General features: G+C 71.1%; 15 protein-coding genes, 1 rRNA gene and 1 riboswitch. Of the genes, 3 read left to right on the forward strand and 13 right to left on the reverse strand.

Annotated elements, in window-relative coordinates; genetic code table 11:
- Nucleotides 1-62: 62 nt before the first annotated feature.
- The gene (locus tag KV205_RS25150; RefSeq protein WP_265866867.1) at nt 63-1,601 is read right to left on the reverse strand and encodes a glutamate--cysteine ligase; all 1,539 of its coding nucleotides are present in this window, start codon (nt 1,599-1,601) and stop codon (nt 63-65) included.
- A gap of 498 nt (nt 1,602-2,099) precedes the next feature.
- Between KV205_RS25150 and KV205_RS25155 the strand changes: the two genes are divergently transcribed.
- Both KV205_RS25155 and KV205_RS25160 read left to right on the forward strand, forming a co-directional pair.
- Nucleotides 2,100-2,711: a hypothetical protein gene (locus KV205_RS25155; RefSeq protein WP_265866868.1), complete on the forward strand. Its 612-nt coding sequence runs from the start codon at nt 2,100-2,102 to the stop codon at nt 2,709-2,711.
- Nucleotides 2,712-3,015: 304 nt separating this feature from the next.
- The gene (locus KV205_RS25160) at nt 3,016-3,222 is read left to right on the forward strand and encodes a DUF5999 family protein (protein ID WP_306806344.1); all 207 of its coding nucleotides are present in this window, start codon (nt 3,016-3,018) and stop codon (nt 3,220-3,222) included.
- Nucleotides 3,223-3,327: 105 nt separating this feature from the next.
- On the opposite strand, the gene gcvP is transcribed toward KV205_RS25160, so the two are convergent.
- The gene (gene gcvP, locus KV205_RS25165) at nt 3,328-6,213 is read right to left on the reverse strand and encodes an aminomethyl-transferring glycine dehydrogenase (RefSeq protein ID WP_265866870.1); all 2,886 of its coding nucleotides are present in this window, start codon (nt 6,211-6,213) and stop codon (nt 3,328-3,330) included.
- Nucleotides 6,214-6,392: 179 nt separating this feature from the next.
- A riboswitch (glycine riboswitch) is annotated at nt 6,393-6,491 on the reverse strand.
- Between the two features lie 63 nt (nt 6,492-6,554).
- Here gcvP and KV205_RS25170 point away from each other — a divergent pair.
- Nucleotides 6,555-6,980: a PRC-barrel domain-containing protein gene (locus KV205_RS25170; RefSeq protein ID WP_265866871.1), complete on the forward strand. Its 426-nt coding sequence runs from the start codon at nt 6,555-6,557 to the stop codon at nt 6,978-6,980.
- Nucleotides 6,981-7,009: 29 nt separating this feature from the next.
- Here the strand turns inward: KV205_RS25170 and KV205_RS25175 are convergent, their stop codons facing one another.
- The 11 genes from KV205_RS25175 to rrf all read right to left on the reverse strand — a co-directional run.
- Nucleotides 7,010-8,407, reverse strand: a complete 1,398-nt coding sequence (locus KV205_RS25175) for a DNA polymerase IV (protein ID WP_265866872.1) — start codon at nt 8,405-8,407, stop codon at nt 7,010-7,012.
- Between the two features lie 102 nt (nt 8,408-8,509).
- A complete protein-coding gene (locus tag KV205_RS25180) occupies nt 8,510-9,136 on the reverse strand; it encodes a MerR family transcriptional regulator (RefSeq protein WP_265866873.1) in 627 nt (208 codons plus the stop codon).
- Nucleotides 9,137-9,375: 239 nt separating this feature from the next.
- Nucleotides 9,376-9,849, reverse strand: a complete 474-nt coding sequence (locus KV205_RS25185; RefSeq protein ID WP_265866874.1) for a bifunctional nuclease family protein — start codon at nt 9,847-9,849, stop codon at nt 9,376-9,378.
- 97 nt (nt 9,850-9,946) lie between these two features.
- Nucleotides 9,947-10,693, reverse strand: a complete 747-nt coding sequence (locus KV205_RS25190) for a MerR family transcriptional regulator (protein ID WP_265866875.1) — start codon at nt 10,691-10,693, stop codon at nt 9,947-9,949.
- Between the two features lie 28 nt (nt 10,694-10,721).
- Nucleotides 10,722-11,678 (reverse strand): FHA domain-containing protein, encoded by a 957-nt coding sequence (locus tag KV205_RS25195; RefSeq protein WP_265866876.1) that lies wholly within the window; start codon nt 11,676-11,678, stop codon nt 10,722-10,724.
- A 61-nt stretch (nt 11,679-11,739) separates the two neighbouring features.
- Entirely contained in the window at nt 11,740-12,735 is a 996-nt protein-coding gene (locus tag KV205_RS25200) for a DUF881 domain-containing protein (protein ID WP_265866877.1), read from the reverse strand.
- A gap of 5 nt (nt 12,736-12,740) precedes the next feature.
- Nucleotides 12,741-13,073, reverse strand: a complete 333-nt coding sequence (locus tag KV205_RS25205) for a small basic family protein (RefSeq protein ID WP_015032176.1) — start codon at nt 13,071-13,073, stop codon at nt 12,741-12,743.
- The gene (locus KV205_RS25210) at nt 13,070-13,999 is read right to left on the reverse strand and encodes a DUF881 domain-containing protein (RefSeq protein ID WP_265866881.1); all 930 of its coding nucleotides are present in this window, start codon (nt 13,997-13,999) and stop codon (nt 13,070-13,072) included. The genes KV205_RS25205 and KV205_RS25210 overlap by 4 nt, the downstream gene beginning before the upstream one ends.
- Before the next feature lie 111 nt (nt 14,000-14,110).
- Complete coding sequence (locus tag KV205_RS25215; RefSeq protein WP_265866882.1) at nt 14,111-16,606, reverse strand: mannose-1-phosphate guanyltransferase; 2,496 nt, start codon at nt 16,604-16,606, stop codon at nt 14,111-14,113.
- A gap of 116 nt (nt 16,607-16,722) precedes the next feature.
- Entirely contained in the window at nt 16,723-17,331 is a 609-nt protein-coding gene (locus KV205_RS25220; RefSeq protein WP_265866883.1) for a CDP-alcohol phosphatidyltransferase family protein, read from the reverse strand.
- A gap of 139 nt (nt 17,332-17,470) precedes the next feature.
- Nucleotides 17,471-17,544: ribosomal RNA gene (rrf, locus tag KV205_RS25225) — 5S ribosomal RNA — on the reverse strand; the annotation flags it as partial.

Here is a 17,544-nt window from a genome sequence, read left to right on the forward strand (position 1 = left end):
ACCTGCCCGGCCAGGGCCTGCTGGCCGGCAAGGACCTGGCCGGACCTACGCGGCCGGGGGACCTACGCCGCCGGATCCACGGCCCGGTCCCCTTCCCTGCCGACGGTCACGCCGACCGGCCAGCTGTGCACCGGCTCCCCGGTGAGCATCAGCTCGCGGTAGCGGCGGGTGGTGGCCGCGAGCGCCGCCGCCCGGTCCAGGCCCGACTCCAGGGCCCGGTGGAAGGTGTCGGCCTGCCAGGAGGCGCCGTTCACCTTCCGCCGGCAGCGCTGCTCGATCACCCCGAGGTAGAAGTCCCGGTCGCGCGGCTCGATGTGCCAGGCGTCGAGCCCGGCCGCGGCCAGCGGCAGCAGCTCGTCGAGCACGAGGCGGGTGGCGGGCACGGTCGCCACCGCGCCGGAGCGGCCCGGCCGCGGCCAGCGCAGCTCGGCCTCGATGCCGTACCGGCAGGCGGTGTCGAAGTTGTGGGCGGCGTCCGCGAAGTCGAGCCGCCGCCAGATCGGCCGGGACTCCTCGGCGAGCGTGCGCACGAGCCCGTAGTAGAAGGCGGCGTTGGCGACGACGTCGGTGACGGTCGGTCCGGCCGGCAGCACCCGGTTCTCCACCCGCAGGTGCGGGACGCCGTCGACCCAGCCGTACACCGGCCGGTTCCAGCGGTAGACGGTGCCGTTGTGCAGCACCAGCTCCTGCAGCTTCGGCACCCCGCCCGCGTCCAGGACGCGCAGCGGGTCCTCCTCCTCGCAGATCGGCAGCAGCGCCGGGAAGTAGCGCAGGTTCTCCTCGAAGAGGTCGTACACCGAGTCGATCCAGCGTTCGCCGAACCAGGTGCGCGGGCGCACCCCCTGCGCCTGGAGTTCCGGCGGCCGGGTGTCGGTGGCCTGGGTGAAGAGCGGCGGCCGGGACTCCCGCCACAGCTCGTGGCCGAAGAGGAAGGGCGCGTTGGCGCCCACGGCTGTCTGGACGGCGGAGACGGCCTGCGCCGCGTTCCACACGGCGGCGAAGCGCGGCGGGGTGACCTGGAGGTGCAGCTGCACCGAGGTGCAGGCGGCCTCGGGCACGATCGAGGCCGAGGTGCAGAGCAGCCGCTCCACGCCGTGGATGTCGAGGGTGAAGTCCTCGCCGCGGGCGGCCAGGATCTGGTCGTTGAGCAGCGTGTAGCGGTCGGCGGCGGAGAGGTTGTCGAAGACCGCGTCGTCCTGGGTGAGGGTCGGCAGTATTCCGATCATCACGACTCCGGCGCCGAGCTCGGCGGCCTTGCGGTCGGCATATCCGAGGCCGGTGCGGAGTTCCTCGGCGAGCCGGTCGAATACATGCCCGTCGAGCCGGTGCGGGGCGATGTTGACTTCCAGGTTGAACATTCCGAGTTCGGTCTGGAAATCGGGGCTCGCGATGCGGTCGAGCACCGGTGCGTTGAGCATCCGTGGCAGCCCGTCCGGGCCCGCGAGATTGAGTTCGATCTCCAGGCCCATGAGATTGCGGGGCCGGTCGAACCGCTTCTCCGCGAGCAGCCGCGCGAGTGCCGCGAGGCATTGCTGGAGCTTTCTGCGGTAGCGCTGCCGGTCGGACGGGCCGAACCCGTCGGCCACGACCTTCTCCCCCATCGAAGCGTCCCTCCCGAGTGGGCGGCCGCCGCGACGGCCGCGAGCGTCACGGACGATGATGCCCCGTCGGCTGATCGACAACGCCTGCGGGAGCGAGGTCGCGGCGGATAGGCTGGAACGGCTTTGTCCGGCGGTGGATCCCGGGGGCGGAGTGCGATGGACATATACCAATGTCATATTGTCCGCGCCGCACCGGCGCAGCGGGGGTCGGGATTCGGCCGACCCCACCGGACGGAGAAAGTGCAGGCAGGCGATCCGTCGGAGCCCGGCATTCCGAGCGATCGCCCTGGGAATAAGTCCGGATGACGCCTTGTCAGGAATATCGGCGGCGCCTAGCGGAAACACTGTGTGAACACGTGTCGTATAAACTTCGCGAACGAGGCAGAGTGTTGGCGCACGGCCATGCACCCATGGCCCCCCTCTCTGGCCCCGTCGCTGACAGCGCCGTCGTTACCTGCCCACGCTTCACCGTGTCTCCTGAGTGAGAGGCGACCCATCATGCTCCGACCCTCCCCGGCCCCCGCGCCGGCCCTCCGCAGTGTCCTCGCCGCCCTCGGCTCGCCCTCGGCGGTCAGCGAGGCGCGCACACCGGCTCTGCGGGCCGCACAGGGACCGCTGAGCCCCGAACTGCCGCTGCCCGTCCATGTGCTCGGCGTGGCCGCCGCCCCCGGCGTCGTCGGCGCGACCGGACCGCGGCCCCCGCGCACCCACCTGGCCGGCTGGCGCTTCCTGGTCCGGCACGGGGACCGGGCGATCGCCGCCGCCGACACGATGCTCACCCCGGACGGCTGGGCCTTCTCGCACTTCTTCGAGGGTCCGTACGTGGCGGCCACCGAGCGGGCCCTGATCCAGGCCGAGGCGCTGGTCACCCCGTACCAGCCGCGGCTGCTCTCGGTGCCGGAGCTGTACATGCTGACGCTGTGGCTGCACACCGACACCGACGCGGACGGCGCGAGCACCGCGCCCGGACCGGAGGACCTGCTGGTCCCGCTCGCACCGGCACCGCCCGGGATCGCCTCCCACCGCCCCTACCGGGTGGCGGACCTGCTGCCGGTGATCGGCCTGCGCCTCGGGCCGCCGCCGCTGCTCGGCTCCGCGGCGGGCGCCTGAGCCCCGCCCCGTACACGCGCCCCGGGACCGTACGGACCCCCGGGGCGCACTGCTGTCCGAGTGGGGGCACGTTCGGACTAGCCCACTGGGACCACCCCGAACCCCCCGAAGAGATGGTGCAGTTGACCCGAACCGCCCCTGCGGGTGATGCGTCTTCCCGGGAGAGGACGAGCTGCCGCGAAATACCTGCGGAACGCCGTCCGTAGGGCAAGACTGGGGACCGGAACCGAACCGACCGACGGGGGCGGCGATGACCACGAAGAGCCGCAGGACATCCACCACGACGCAGCGAAAGAATCCATCCATGTGCCAGCACCAGCCTGCCTGTCCCAACGCCGACTCCGCGGACCGGGAGGCCGCCCGACTCGTGGCGCACCACCCCGAGCAGGGCTGGAGTCTGCTGTGCAACGGCGTCCTGCTGTTCGAGGACACCGGTGAGCTGCTGCCGGACGGGCAGATCATCGCCCCGCACCGCCCGCTGACGGCGGCCGGCGTGACGACGGCGGCCTGAAGCAGTACCAGGGGCAGTACGAGGAACGGTACGAGGAAACGCGGAGCACATGCCGAGGGCCGGCCCCGGAGACGGAAAGTCTCCGAACCGGCCCTCGCGTCATGCTCAGTTGTCGTACTCCTCCAGCGGCGGGCAGGAGCACACCAGGTTGCGGTCGCCGAACGCGCCGTCGATGCGGCGGACCGGCGGCCAGTACTTGTCCGTGGCCGAGACGCCGGCCGGGAAGACCGCCTCCTCGCGGGTGTACGGGTGGTCCCACTCGCCGCCCAGCGCCGCCGCGGTGTGCGGGGCGTTGTGCAGCGGGTTGTCCTCGGCCGGCCACGCGCCGGAGCCGACCTTCTCGATCTCCGCGCGGATGGCGATCATCGTGTCGCAGAAGCGGTCGAGCTCGGCCAGGTCCTCGGACTCGGTGGGCTCGATCATCAGCGTGCCGGCCACCGGGAAGGACATCGTCGGCGCGTGGAAGCCGTAGTCGATCAGGCGCTTGGCGATGTCGTCGACGGTGACGCCGGTCGCCTTGGACAGCGGGCGCAGGTCGACGATGCACTCGTGGGCGACCAGACCGGCCGGGCCGGTGTAGAGCACCGGGTAGTGCGGCTCCAGGCGCTTGGCGATGTAGTTCGCCGCGAGCACCGCGACCTGGGTGGCGCGCTTGAGGCCCTCGCCGCCCATCAGGCGCACGTACGACCACGAGATCGGCAGGATGCCGGCGGAGCCCCACGGGGCGGCCGAGATCGGGCCGACACCGGTCTCCGGGCCCGCGGTGGGCTGCAGCGGGTGGTTCGGCAGGTACGGGGCGAGGTGGGCGCGCACGCCGACCGGGCCGACGCCGGGGCCGCCGCCGCCGTGCGGGATGCAGAAGGTCTTGTGCAGGTTGAGGTGCGAGACGTCGCCGCCGAAGTGGCCCGGCTTGGCGAGGCCGACCAGCGCGTTGAGGTTGGCGCCGTCGACGTACACCTGGCCGCCGGCCTCGTGGACCTCGGCGCAGATGTCGGCGACGTGCTCCTCGAACACACCGTGCGTGGACGGGTAGGTGATCATCAGCACGGCGAGCTCGTCGCGGTGCTGCGCGATCTTGGCGCGCAGGTCGGCGACGTCGACCTCGCCGTCGTCGGCGGTCTTCACGACGACGACCTTCATGCCGGCCATGACCGCGGAGGCGGCGTTGGTGCCGTGCGCGGAGGACGGGATGAGGCAGATGGTGCGCTGGGCGTCGCCGTTGGCGCGGTGGTAGGCGCGGACCGCGAGCAGACCGGCCAGCTCGCCCTGGGAGCCGGCGTTCGGCTGGATCGACACCTTGTCGTAGCCGGTGACCTCGGCGAGGCGCTCCTCCAGCTCGGTGATGAGCGTGGTGTAGCCCTGGGCCTGCTCGATCGGGGCGAAGGGGTGGATCTGGCCGAACTCGGGCCAGGTCACCGGCTCCATCTCGGTGGTCGCGTTCAGCTTCATGGTGCAGGAGCCGAGCGGGATCATGCCGCGGTCGAGCGCGTAGTCGCGGTCGGCGAGCTTGCGCAGGTAGCGCAGCATCGCGGTCTCGGAGCGGTGCGCGTGGAAGACCGGGTGGGTCAGGTACGCGTCGGTGCGCAGCGCGTCGGCCGGCAGCGCGTCCTCGGTGCTCGCGTCCAGGGCCTCGACGTCGGCCTCGACGCCGAAGGCGGCCCACACGGCGGCCAGGTTGGCGCGGGTGGTGGTCTCGTCGCAGGAGACGGAGACGGTGTCCGCGTCGGCCCGGTAGAGGTTCACGCCGGCCTCGCGGGCGGCGGCGACGACCGCGTCGGCCTTGCCCGGGACGCGGGCGGTCAGGGTGTCGAAGAAGGCGCCCTGGGTGAGCTCGACGCCCCCGGCGCGCAGACCGGCGGCGAGGATCGCGGCGTAGCGGTGGGTGCGCCGCGCGATGCCCTTGAGGCCCTCGGGGCCGTGGTACACGGCGTACATGCCGGCCATCACGGCGAGCAGGACCTGCGCCGTACAGATGTTGCTGGTGGCCTTCTCGCGGCGGATGTGCTGCTCGCGGGTCTGCAGGGTCAGGCGGTACGCCTTGTTGCCGTCGGCGTCGACGGAGACGCCGACCAGGCGGCCCGGCATCGAGCGGACGTGCTTGTCCTGGACGGCCATGTAGCCGGCGTGCGGGCCGCCGAAGCCGAGCGGGACGCCGAAGCGCTGGGTGGTGCCGACGGCGATGTCGGCGCCGAGGGAGCCCGGCGAGGCGAGCAGGGTGAGCGCGAGCAGGTCGGCGGCGACGGTGACGATCGCGCCGAGCTCGTGGGCCTGGTCGATGACCGGCTTGATGTCACGGATGGCACCGGAGGCGCCCGGGTACTGCAGCAGCACGCCGAACACACCGCGCTCGGCGATCTCGGCCGGGATGCCGGCGGACAGGTCGGCGACGACGACCTCGACGCCGGTCGGCTCGGCGCGGGTCTCGATGACGGCGACGGTCTGCGGCAGGGCGTCGGCGTCGACGAGGAAGACCCCGTTCTTGACCTTGCCGATACGGCGGGACAGCGCCATGGCCTCGGCGGCGGCGGTGCCCTCGTCGAGCAGCGAGGAGCCGGCGGTGGGCAGACCGGTGAGGTCGGCGACCATGGTCTGGAAGTTGAGCAGCGCCTCCAGGCGGCCCTGCGAGATCTCCGGCTGGTACGGCGTGTAGGCCGTGTACCAGGCCGGGTTCTCCATGACGTTGCGCAGGATCACCGGCGGCGTGAAGGTGCCGTAGTAGCCCAGGCCGATCATCGGGGCGAGGACCTGGTTGCGGTCGGCCAGCTCGCGCAGCTCGGCGAGGACCTCGGCCTCGGTGCGGGCGGCCGGCAGCGCGAGGGCCTCGGCGTTCTTGATGACGTCCGGAACGGCGGCGGCCGTGAGCTCGTCGAGGGAGCCGTAACCGACCTGGGCGAGCATCTTGGCCCGCGCCTCGGCGTCGGGTCCGATGTGCCGCTGCTCGAAGGGAATGCCCTGCTCGAGCTCGGAGAGCGGGATGCGGTTGGCGGTCATGTACGGGGGCCTCCTGGTCGTCACGACCTGCGAGGGGCACCACGGCGCTGGTGCCCGGACGGCCTCCCCCTCTGTCATCTCAACCTGAGAGCTTCACCGGCCGTGCCTCGCGGCGGGCCGGCTTTCACCGTCGGTGAGGGCGGGAGACATGGAACGCCCGCCCTGCTTTCCAGAGTGACCTCGTCCGCGCGGTACGGGTGCCTGAGAGATTCCGGGGAGGATTTGCTCCTTCGGCGCCTCCGAAAGCTTTCTCCGGAGGACTCTCCCGCGCGGGGTTCGCAGCCACAGCCAGCCTACCAGCGCGGTTCCCGCTCCCATCGCTCAAGTGGCCGACATCCCAGATGTGCACTTTCGTAGTGCTTGTAGAGCAGTTGCGACCAGTTGGAGGGACCGTGCAGACCGACATCGATCCGCGCAGCCTGATCGGCCGCAAGGCGTTCGACCGGAACGGACACAAGATCGGCACCGTGGACGAGGTGTACCTGGACGACGCGACGGGGGTCCCCGAATGGGCCGCCGTCCGCACCGGCCTCTTCAGCCGGGACGCGTTCGTCCCCCTGGAGCCCAGCGAGCTCGCGGGCGACGGCCTCCACGTCCCCTACGAACGCGCGCTCATCAAGGACGCCCCGGACTTCGGGGTCGGCCGCCATCTCTCCCCGGACCAGGAACTCCAGCTCTACCGCCACTACAGCCTCGCCCTCCCCCCTCCGCCCCAGGACCCCGGCCCCCGCGACTTCGGCCGCCTGGCGGGCCAGGAGGAGGCCTGACGGGGCGCTGACGGCCGACGCGAGGGCGGCTAGGCGGCGGCGCCCGTCGCGCCGCCCGGGACCAGGGGCAGCGGGTCGGACGGGGTCAGGTCGGGGTCGTCGACGGAGAAGGTGCGGACCCGGCCCGGCTCGGAGCCGGGCTCCTCGAAGCGGACCGTGACCCGGCCCAGGCCGCTGCCCTGCACCCACCCGGCGCCGTGCACGGCGTGCCGCACGTCGTGGCCGGGCGACCAGCGCCGCTCGGCGGTCTCCGTGGCGGTCGGCGGCGCGGCCTCCGGCACGGCGGCCGCGGGCTGCGTGGCCTGCGCGGGTGCGGACTCGGCCGACTCGTCCCGTACGGGCTCCGCCTGCTCCGCCTCGGCCTGCGCGAACAGGTCCTCCTGCGTGTAGTCGGCGAGCCCGCTCACGCCCACGCCGAGCAGCCGCACCCCGCCCGTGGTGTCCACCAGGTCGAGCAGCCGCCCGGCGGCCTCGCGCACCACCACCGGGTCGTCCGTCGGCCCGCGCAGCGTCTCGGAGCGGGTCAGCGTCGAGAAGTCGTAGCGCCGCACCTTCAGGACGATCGTCCGCCCCGAGTGCCCCGAGCCCCGCAGCCGCGCCACACACCGCTCCGCGAGCCGCTCCACCTCCAGGCGGATCCGCAGCCGGTCGTGCAGGTCCACGTCGAAGGTGTCCTCCACGGAGACCGACTTCGCGTCCCGCTCCGCCACCACCGGCCGGTCGTCGTGCCCGAGCGCCATCTGGTAGAGCCCGGCACCGTGCGAGCGCCCCAGGAGCCGTACGAGCTCGTCCTCGCCGGCCTCCACCACCTCGGCCACCGTCGTGATCCCGGCCCGCCGCAGGTGCTCCCCGGTGGCCGGGCCGACCCCGGGGATGATCCGCACCGAACGTGGCCCAAGGAGCTCCCGCTCCGTCCCGGGCTCTATCAGCACAAGACCGTCCGGCTTGGCCTCCTCGGAGGCGATCTTCGCGAGCATCTTCGAGCCGGCCAGGCCCACCGACCCGGTCAGCCCGGTGGCGGCGAGGATGTCCCGCCGCAGCCGCTCCCCCACCGCCCGCGCGCCCGCACTGTCCTCGGCCAGGCCGCCCGCCTCCAGATCGACGAAGGCCTCGTCCAGGCTCAGCGGCTCCACCAGCGGCGACAGGCGCCCGAGGAGCTCCATGACCTGTCCGCTGATCGCCCGGTAGAAGGCGAACCGCGGCACCAGATACGCCGCGTTCGGCGCGAGCCGCCGCGCCTGCCCCATGGGCATCGCGGAGTGCACGCCGAAGCGCCGGGCCTCGTACGAGGCGGTGGCGACCACTCCGCGCGGCCCCAGCCCGCCCACGACCACGGGTTTTCCGCGCAGGCTGGGCTTCGACGCCTGCTCGGCGGCGGCGAAGAAGGCATCCATGTCGAGATGCAGGATCGTGGGCGCGGCTCTCACGGTTCCGATGCTGCCGCACACCACTGACAATCGGCCCGCACGCGCGTGCGGGCCGTGTCGCCGGACGGCGTCCGAGACGGAGGTACGGGGGTACGGGGGCGGTCAGACGGCCCGGTCGCGGCGCCGGCGCGCCAGCTCGTCCGCCGGGTTGTGCCCGATCAGGGTCTCGCCGGTGTCGACCCGCTCGCCGTGCAGCTGCGAGAGCGCCGCCTCCACGTCGCGCCAGACCACGCCCACCGCGATGCCGAAGACGCCCTGCCCGCCCTGGAGCAGCGAGACCACCTCGTCCGGCGAGGAGCATTCGTAGACGGTCGCGCCGTCGCTCATCAGCGTCATGCGCTCGAGGTCGCGGAAGCCGCGGGCCCGCAGGTGCTGCACGGCGGCGCGGATGTTCTGGAGCGCGACCCCGGTGTCCAGGAAGCGCTTGACGATCTTGAGGACGACGACGTCCCGAAAGCTGTAGAGGCGCTGGGTGCCCGAGCCGTACGCGGGCCGCACGCTCGGCTCGACGAGGCCGGTGCGCGCCCAGTAGTCCAGCTGCCGGTAGGTGATGCCGGCCGCCGCGCAGGCCGTGGGGCCGCGATAGCCGACGGTCTCCGTCGCCGGGCCCGCCGGGCCCGCGCTCGCGTCCGTACCGAAGTCGCCCACACTGCCGTGAAGCGGATACGGGCCCTTCTCCCCGGGAGCACGCCCCAGGAAGCCCCCTGCCGTACCGTCGCCGCTGCTCATCACGCCGACCCTCCGTCCTTGACCTGCCCACACGAAGGTAGGCAGTCACTCGGGGTGCGTCAACGATCGCCACACTCGGCACGCCGAGTGATAATCACCCGAAGAGTGGTTTCCCGTGCCCCTCTTTGGGGAAAGGCTACTCGAATGCTCCGGGGGCTCTCCGTCCCGACGGCCCGTCGAGGTGTCGCCCGAACGGACGACCTCCCGGCCGCCTCCCGGTCTGCCTCCCGGCCCGCCGGCTACTGGTTGCCGGTCCCGAAGTCCTCCGGGGAGATCTGGTCGAGGAACTCGCGGAACTTCTCCACCTCGTCCTCCTGCTCGTCCGGAATCGCGATCCCCGCGTCGTCGAGCACCCCGTCGCTGCCGTAGATCGGCGTCCCGGTGCGCAGGGCGAGGGCTATCGCGTCGGACGGGCGGGCGCTCACCTCGACCCCGCTGGCGAAGACCAGCTCGGCGTAGAACACCCCGTCGCGCAGGTCCGTGATGCGGACCTCGGTGAGCTCCTGGCCCACGGCCTCCAGGACGTCCTTGAACAGGTCGTGCGTCAGCGGCCTGGCCGGAGCCATGCCCTGCTGGGCGAAGGCGATCGCGGTCGCCTCGCCCGGACCGATCCAGATCGGGAGGTACCGGTCGCCCCCCACTTCGCGCAGGAGAACGATCGGCTGGTTGGAGGGCATTTCCACCCGGACACCCACAACGTCGAGCTCGTTCACACAGCAACCCTAGGACGTGCCCGACCGGTTTGGGTAGTCGGGCCGTCCTAAGGCCGTCCTAAGGCCGGCGGAAGATCACCGACGGATCCCTCGCGGATCACTGCAGGCGCACCCCGAGCGCGGTCTGTACCAGTGCCGCGTGGAGGCGTACGGCGAGTCCCGCGAGCTCCTTCGCGGTGGCCTCGGCATGGGCCCTGGTCTGCGGATTGCGGTGCCGGCGCAGCGGCGCCACCACCTGCTCGACCAGACCGGCCTCCCGGTCGGCGGCGGCCTTCACGGCCCGCAGGTGGCGCGGTTCGAGACCGAACCTCCCCAGGTCCGCCACGAGCTTGGCGACGGTGACGGTCTCGGCCTCGTAGCCGCCGCCCTCCACCTGGGCGATCAGCCCGTACGACTCCCACTCGGCCAGCTCGGCCTCGGTCACCTCGGCGGCGGCCAGCAGCTCGGCCCGGCCGACCCGGGCGGCGGTGGGCCGGTCGCCCTCGGTGTCCAAGGTCCCGTCGAGCAGGTCGCGCCGGCCGCCGGCCGGGGCCGGCAGCCGCACCTCCTCACCCCGGGCGAGGGCGTCCAGGTGCTCGCGGATGACCTTGAGCGGGAGGTAGTGGTCCCGCTGCATCCGCAGGATCTGGGCGAGCCGCTCCACGTCCTCGGCACTGAACTTCCGGTAGCCGGAGGCCGTGCGGCGGGGCTCGACGAGCCCCTCGGCCTCCAGGAACCGGATCTTGGAGATGGTCACTTCGGGAAACTCGTCGCGCAGCTGGCTCAGCACCGTGCCGATGCTGACCAGCCGCTCCCCCGCGGAGGCGGTGCCGAGCCCGGCACCGCCCGTCGGTGTACGCAGCATGGACCTTCCCTGAAGGTGCTCCGGAGCGTCACACGCCCCGCTGGCTCGCGAAGAACACGAGCCGGTACTTGCCGATCTGCACCTCGTCACCGTTGGAGAGCACGACCGAGTCGATCGGCTCGCGGTTGACGTAGGTGCCGTTGAGGCTGCCGACGTCCGCCACCGTGAAGGTGCCGTCGGGCTGGCGCCGGAACTCCACGTGACGGCGCGACACGGTCACGTCGTCCAGGAAGATGTCGCTCTGCGGGTGGCGGCCGGCCGTGGTCAGCTCGCCGTCCAGCAGGAAGCGGCTGCCCGAGTTGGGGCCGCGGCGCACGATCAGCAGCGCCGAACCCGACGGCAGTGCCTCGACCGCCGCCAGGGCCTCCTGAGAGAGCGCCGGAATCTGGCCGGTGACCTCCGCGTCGTAGGCCTCTAGCCCCGAGATGGAGATCGTCGAGGTCGTCTCGGAAGCGCGCTCCGGCACCACCCCGCCGCGCAGCGGCGCGCCGCAGTGGGAGCAGAAACGGCTGTCCGCAGTGTTGCGGTGACCGCACCTCGTACACACCGGCATGGACGCGTCCTCCTGCCGCGGCTGCCCCGCGGAGGTCTGGGTCGCGTACGGGTCGGGGACAAACCCTCCACCCGTACTTGAGGTTGATGGTTCTCCGAAACCTATGCGCGCGGCACCCGCAGGGTCAACAGAAGACGCGCCCTGTGTGCCCGGAATGTCGCCACCCTGGCCACCGACCTCGTCACGGAAGAGCGGGCGCTCGGCGCCCTGTTCCTCATCCTGGGCGTGACGCGGCGCGCGATGCCTGGCGTTGCCGCCGTCCTCGCGTCCGCTCTTGCCGAACAACTTCGCAAACAACTTCACGGGCGATTCCCCTTGACCGAAACAGACCCGCCCGTGGGGCAGGACGAACCCTGACTGAACACACCTGCCGACCCGGACACCTTCACAACGTCCGTGGCCACTCGACAGTTTCCACCACGCACCACCCATGTGGTGCGGCGACCCCCCGCAAGGTCATGCCCTTGCCGCGCGACCGTCATCGAGCCCCGCCTCACTGCGAGGACGACTGAGCGTAGTCAGGCCGCTTCGCAGGTCGCAAGGCGTCGACGACGATCTTCCCGGAACGCTCCACCGTGGCCGTGGCCTGCTCCTTCTCCAGTGTCTGAACGATTCCGCCGGGGATGTTGAGCGCGGGCTCCAGATCCTCCGGCTTGCCGATGACCTTGAAGACGTACGGAGCGGTCACCTGCGTTCCATCGATCTTCATGTCGCGTCCGCCACCCGAGAAATAGCTGTCCGCCACCACCCGCACGTCGTTGACCTGGATCGCCTCCGCGCCCGCGGCCCGCAGCTCCTGGATCGCGTCGAGCAGCATGTCCGACTCGACGGCGCCGGTGGGGTCCGTGATGGTCAGCGTGATCCCGGGGCCCTCGGCGGCCACCGTGCCGGCCAGGATGCCGAGCTGCCGCTCCTTCTCCTGGGTCTGCTTGCGGGCCTCCTCGGCCTGGTCCGAGCTGGACTCCAGCTCCGACTGCTGCTTCTCCAGCCGGGTCTTCTCGTCCTCCAGGCGCTGGGTGCGGTCGTCGAGCTCGTCGAGGATCCGCACCAGGTCCTCCTGGCGGGCGCCGCGCAGCGCGCTGTTGTCACTGGTCGACCGGACCTGGATGGCGAGGCCGAGACCGAGCACGAACAGCAGCAGGGCGACGACGAGTTGGGCCCGCGAGACCCGCGGCGGCCACAGGCTCGCCGCCAGCCGCTGCCGCCCGGTCTCCGACGGCTCGTCCTTCGGCTCGGGAGCGGGCGCGGGCGCGGGAGGCACCGGCGCGGCGGCCGGCGGCTGGGGCCCGGCCTGCGGCCGGTACACGGGCCGCGGCTGAGGCTGCGGTTGCGGCTGCGGTGCCGGGGGCTGCTGAGGCTGGGGCTGTCCGGGCTGCTGCGCCTCCGGTACGGGCTTGGGTGCCCCCTCCGGACCAGGCTTCGGCTCGCGGGCGGCCGCGCCCTCGCCCTGCTCCCGGCCCTCGGACGGCGTGTTCTCGTTCTCGCTCATCGGCCTCACGCCCGGAACACATGCCGCCGGATGGCAGCGGCGTTGGAGAAGATCCGGATGCCGAGCACGACGACCACACCGGTCGACAACTGCGCACCCACGCCCAGCTTGTCGCCGAGGAAGACGATCAGCGCGGCCACGACCACGTTCGACAGGAACGACACCACGAAGACCTTGTCGACGAAGATCCCGTCGAGCATGGCCCGCAGGCCGCCGAAGACCGCGTCCAGGGCGGCGACCACGGCGATCGGAAGATAGGGCTCGACCACCGCCGGAACCTCGGGCCGGACCAACAGTCCGACCACGACTCCCACGATCAGGCCCAGTACGGCGATCAAGATGTGCCCTTCCCTGTGTCGGCCGTGGCCCGCCCGGTCGCCTTCGCGGCCCCGGCTCCCCTCGGCTCTGCTGTACGTACGATCAGGCTCGGCGCGGCCGGCAGACGTACGTCGCCCTCGGCCGAGATGCTCGTACGGATCCCGAAGTTCTCCTGCAGCGCATGCAGGTACTGGCCGTCGGCGCTGTCCTGGAACGCGGTGCTCAGCCGCTTCCCGTCACCGATCGCGAGGACGGTGTACGGCGGCACCAGCGGCTTGTTGTCGACCAGTATGGCGTCGCCCGCCGCCCGGATCGCCGACAGCGCCGTCAGACGCTGCCCGTTGATCGCGACCGCCTCGGCGCCCGACTCCCACAGCCCGTTCACGATCCGCTGCATGTCGCGGTCGCGCACCCGCCCGGTGTCCGAGAACCCACTGCTCTCGCGCGGACCGCCGCCACCGGTGTCGGTGCCCTTGGCGTCGTCCACGACCAGCTTCACACCCGGCCCGTGCACCGGGGTCGCCCCGGAAAGCAGCGCCACCAGTTCCGCCTGGTCACCGCCGTGCTGCTGCAGCGCCTTGCGCTGCCGCTCCCCGACCGCGGCCCGGATGCGCTCGACGTCCTGCTCAAGATCGTCCGCCGTCGACGTCTCCGCCTCGATCCGGTCGATCAGGTCCTGCCGCTCCTTGGCGACCACCGGCGCGGAGACCCGCGCCTCCGCCGCCCCGAGCGTCACCACGGCAGCCGCGAGCACCAGACCGAACGCGAGCCCGAGCTTCGCCCGTACCGTACGGGGCAGGGCACCGCCCGCCGCGGCCCGCCGGGCCGTCGCCTCCGCGTATCCGTCGTCCAGCGCGTGGTCGATCACGTTGTTCAGCAGCGACATGGACGCGTCCGGGCGCGGAGGGGGCGATCCTGTGCTCCGAACGGGGGGCTGCTGCGGCATGCCGCACATCGTCGCACGTCGCACGCCGTACCGCCGAATGGCCCCACCGGAGAACCGGGAGGTACCGACAGGTACCTCCCGGCCCACAGGCCTCACCGGCCCGGCGTTCCCCTAGTGACCTGCGCTGTCGACGACGGCCGCCCACTCGTCGAGCAGCGCCTGCGCGGAGGTGTCGTCGGGACCCTCCGCCCACAGATGGGTGACGGCCTCCGCCGGGTCCGGCAGCACCATCACCCAGCGTCCGTCGGCCTCCACCACCCGCACGCCGTCCGTGGTGTCCACCGACCGGTCACCGGCCGCCTCCACCACCCGGCGCATCACCAGACCCTTGACCGCCCACGGCGTGGCGATGTCCCGGCGGAGCACATGCGCCCGCGGGATCCGCGCGTCGATCTGGCTCAGCGTGAGCTGTGTCCGCGCCACCAGACCGATCAGCCGCACGAACGCCGCCGCCCCGTCGAAGACGGAACTGAACTCCGGCACGATGAAGCCGCCGCGCCCGTCACCACCGAAGATCGTCGACTCCTCCCGGCCGACCCGGGTCAGATCGTCCGGCGAGGTCGTCGTCCACTCCACCTGCGTGCCGTGGTACGCGGCGACCTGCTCGGCGATCCGCGTGGTCGTCACCGGCAGCGCCACCCGGCCCGACCTGCGCTCGGCGGCCACCAGATCGAGCATCACAAGCAGCGCCCGGTCGTCCTCGATGATCCGGCCCCGCTCGTCCACCAGCGAAAGACGCTCGCCGACCGGGTCGAAGCGGACCCCGAACGCGGCCCGCGCCGACGCCACGATCTCCCCGAGCCGTACGAGCCCGGCCCGCCGGCTCTCCACCGACTCCGTCGGCCGCGACTCGTCGAGACCCGGATTGATCGTCAGCGAATCCACCTGGAGCCGCCCGAGCAGACTGGGCAGAACAAGCCCGGCACTGCCGTTGGACGCGTCCACGACCACCTTCAGACCCGCCTCGGCGATGCCCGAGGTGTCCACGTTCCGCAGCAGCGAGCCCGTGTACGAGTCGAAGACGCTGGCCGGGAAGGACAGGTCACCGATCTCTCCCGGGAACGCCCGCCGGTACTCCTGACGTGCGAAGACCCGGTCCAGCTTGCGCTGCCGCGCCTGCGAGAGATCGGCGCCCCGCTCGTCGAAGAACATGATGTCGACCGAGTCCGGCACCCCGGGCGAGGTCCGCACCATGATCCCGCCGGCCGACCCCCGCGCCGTCTGCTGCCGAGCCACCGGCAGCGGTACGTTCTCCAGGTCCCGTACGTCGATGGCGGCGGCCTGCAGCGCCGAGATCACCGCCCGCTTCAGCGCCCGCGCACCCCGGGAGTGGTCGCGTGCCGTGGTCACGGTCGCGCCCTTCTTCAGGGTGGTGGCGTACGCACCGGCCAGCCGCACGGCCAGCTCCGGCGTGATCTCCACGTTGATGATGCCGGAGACACCACGGGCGCCGAAGAGATGCGCCTGGCCGCGGGACTCCCAGATCACGGAGGTGTTGACGAAGGCGCCGGCCTCGATCGTCTTGAAGGGGTAGACCCGCACATTCCCCTGGACGATCGATTCCTCACCGATCAGGCACTCGTCGCCGATGACGGCGCCGTCCTCGATCCGGGCGGCCCGCATCACATCGGTGTTCTTGCCGACGACGCAGCCGCGCAGATTGCTCTGCTGCCCGATGTAGACGTTGTCGTGGATGACGGCCTTGTGAAGAAAGGCTCCGGTCTTCACGACGACGTTGGAGCCGATGACGGTGTGCTCGCGGACCTCGGCGTCGGCCTCCACCTTGGCGTAGTCGCCGATGTAGAGCGGCCCGCGCAGCACGGCGTCGGGATGGACCTCCGCGCCCTCGGCGACCCAGACGCCCGGCGAGATCTCGAAGCCGTCGATGTCGACCTGGACCTTGCCCTCCAGGACGTCCGCCTGGGCCTTCACATAGCTCTCGTGGGTGCCCACGTCCTCCCAGTAGCCCTCGGCGACATAGCCGTAGATCGGCTTGCCCTCCTTCATGAGCTGCGGGAAGACATCACCCGACCAGTCGACCGGAACATCCGCCTCGACGTAGTCGAAGACCTCGGGCTCCATGACGTAGATGCCCGTGTTCACCGTGTCCGAGAAGACCTGGCCCCAGGTCGGCTTCTCCAGGAATCGTTCGACCTGTCCTTCCTCGTCGACGATCGTGATGCCGAATTCCAGCGGATTGGGCACCCGGGTCAGACAGACCGTGACGAGAGCGCCCTTCTCCTTGTGGAAGCGGATCAGATCGGTGAGGTCGAAGTCGGTGAGCGCGTCCCCCGAGATGACGAGAAAGGCGTCGTCCTTCAGCGCCTCCTCGGCGTTCTTCACACTCCCCGCGGTGCCGAGCGGCTTCTCCTCGTTCGCGTACGTGAGCTCCATTCCGAGCTCTTCGCCGTCCCCGAAGTAATTGCGGACGAGAGAGGCGAGAAACTGCACGGTGACGACGGTCTCGTTGAGACCGTGCCTCTTGAGCAGTCGCAGGACATGCTCCATGATCGGCCGGTTCACGACCGGCAGAAGAGGCTTGGGCATGCTCGAGGTCATGGGGCGAAGGCGTGTGCCTTCGCCACCGGCCATCACGACGGCCTTCATGTCGGAAGCGTCCTCCTTGAAGAGACGACGGTCCTGCCGACTTCACCTGTCCACTCGATGGCCCTTCGGCGTCCTCGTTCCGGCCGGCGTCGTTGCTCGGCACAGGACGGACGGGCTCAATCGGCCGCGGTATCCGCCTTCACGAGTCGACGGACCTGGACCACGTAGAGGATCCCTGCCCACCAATACAGAGTTGTACCCCATCCGGCGAAGGCCCACCCGAAAACTTCAGCGAGTGACGCCACCCAGGTGTCTCCGTCACTGAGGAGCAGCAACGGGAACGCGTACATCAAGTTGAAAGTGGCAGCTTTCCCGAGGAAGTTCACCTGCGGCGGCGGATAGCCGTGCCGGCGGAGGATGCCCACCATGACCAGCAGCATCGCCTCACGGGCCAAAAGCGCGATCGTGAGCCAGAGCGGCAGGATCTCCCGCCAGGTGAGACCCACCAGCGTGGAAAGGATGTACAGCCGGTCGGCGGCCGGATCGAGCAGCCGGCCGAGGCTGCTGATCTGATTCCAGCGCCGGGCCAGCTTCCCGTCGAGATAGTCACTGACACCGCTGAGCGCCAGGACGAGCAACGCCCAGCCGTCACTGTTGGGCCCACCGAACTCGGGCCGGAGGATCAACCACAGGAACAGGGGTACGCCGGCGAGGCGAGCCATGCTCAGGATGTTGGGGATGGTGAGTACCCGGTCCGTCTGAACGCGGGTCTCCTGGACCTCCACCCGGGGGCCTCCTGTGGGAACGAGCTGACGATAGCCCCCTGACCTTACCCTCAGCCCCGCGGGCCTGCGGCACAGGGGTGCGCACAACGCAAAAATGCCTCAACCCCCGGACGTGGTCCGGGGGTTGAGGCTAAAAATTGTTCGGCGGCGTCCTACTCTCCCACAGGGTCCCCCCTGCAGTACCATCGGCGCTGAAAGGCTTAGCTTCCGGGT

The sequence above is a fragment of the Streptomyces sp. SKN60 genome (assembly GCF_026236535.1).
Taxonomy (GTDB): Bacteria; Actinomycetota; Actinomycetes; order Streptomycetales; family Streptomycetaceae; genus Streptomyces.